We start from the raw sequence: 1,041 nt of genomic DNA on the forward strand, positions 1-1,041 counted from the left end.
ACTGAGCCGGTAAAGTTACCGGTGACTTCAGGTAAGTCGTCGGTGCCGGTAATGGTGATAACAATATCTTGCTGTGTGTTATCGCTTGCAGTGAGGGTGATGGTATCCGTCACCTGATCGCCGCCATCTAAATCCTGAACCGAGCTTTGATTGAGCGTGTAAGTCCAATTACCGTTCACCAGCTCTAGCGAACCGTAAGTGCCAGCCTGTGTAACATCGGCAAAGGTCGGATTGTCGTCGCTATCGACATCACTGATCGCAAGGGTACCCGTGGCAGTTACTGCGGTATCGCCCACGTCACCTTCGGTCACTGAGCCAACAAACTCACCACTTACTTCAGGGGCATCCTCTGTCCCCGTAATGGTGATGACAATATCTTGTTGTGTGTTATCGCTTGCGGTGAGGGTGATGGTGTCTGTCACCTGATCGCCGGCATCTAAATCCTGCACGGCAGATTGATCGAGGGTATAAGTCCAATTACCGTTCACCAGCTCTAGCGAACCGTAAGTGCCGCTCTCTGTGGTATCGGCAAAGGTCGGGTTATCGTCACTATCGACATCGCTGATCGCGATGGTGCCCGTCGCAGTTACTGCGGTATCGCCCACGTCACTTTCGGTGACAGAACCTACAAACTCACCACTCACTTCTGGCGCATCGTCGGTGCCGGTAATGGTGATAACAATATCTTGTTGTGTGTTATCGCTTGTGGTGAGGGTGATAGTGTCTGTCACCTCATCACCGGCATCTAAATCCTGCACGGCAGATTGATCGAGGGTGTACGTCCAAGCACCATCTACTAGCTCCAACGAGCCATAAGTTCCCGCTTCTGTAGTATTCGCAAAGGTCGGATTATCGCCGCCATCAACATCACTGATCGCGATGGTGCCGGTGGCAGTGACCGCATCGCCTTCGTCACCTTCGGTCACTGAGCCGGTAAAGCTTCCGGTGACTTCAGGTAAGTCGTCGGTGCCGGTAATGGTGATAACAATATCTTGTTGTGTGTTATCGCTTGCGGTGAGGGTGATGGTGTCGGTCACCTGA

At 52.4% G+C, this 1,041-nt stretch carries 1 protein-coding gene; it reads right to left on the minus strand.

Translation table 11 applies throughout. The annotated features are described in order from the left end of the window. A partial coding sequence (locus BZG25_RS15570) for a VCBS domain-containing protein (protein WP_198535236.1) occupies nucleotides 1-1,041 on the minus strand: 1,041 nt, incomplete at both ends.

Source organism: Salinivibrio sp. ML198 (assembly GCF_001996015.1).
GTDB classification, from domain to species: domain Bacteria; phylum Pseudomonadota; class Gammaproteobacteria; order Enterobacterales; family Vibrionaceae; genus Salinivibrio; species Salinivibrio siamensis.